Annotated in this window: 1 pseudogene; it reads left to right on the top strand. The window is 29.7% G+C overall.

From position 1 onward, the window contains the following. Positions 1-98: 98 nt before the first annotated feature. Positions 99-418, top strand: a pseudogene (locus COC46_RS15695) (IS5/IS1182 family transposase); the annotation flags it as partial.

The following is a 418-nucleotide window of genomic DNA, read 5'->3' as shown; positions in this document are numbered from 1 at the left end:
TATCACTCTTACTTAGAAAAATAGACCATTTATTAATCAGTTTGTTCTCCATTCACGAACAATACAATTTTTTTTTCAAACAAATAGTAATCTAATATAAACCTTTAAAAGATAAGGAAGAAGAAGTAGAAGTAGAAGAAAAAGAAATTCGCGTTAGTACCACTGATCCTGATTGTGGATTTATGTCACGTGAAACTAAACAGGAAATGTTCTGTTATCTAGATCATCGTACAACTGACATGAAATTCAATATCATTACTGATGTATTTGTCACACCAGGTAATATTCATGATTCTGTTCCTTATCTTTCTCGATTAGATTGTCAAATGAATACATTTTTAGTTTAATGTAGAAGCAGTCGCTTTAGATTCAGGTTATCTTACAAGTCCAATCTGTAAATTAACTGAGAGAAAAATAT

Origin of the sequence: Bacillus sp. AFS041924 (assembly GCF_002577195.1) — a bacterium.
GTDB lineage: Bacteria > Bacillota > Bacilli > Bacillales > Bacillaceae_G > Gottfriedia.
This window is presented reverse-complemented; position numbering and strand designations above follow the sequence as displayed.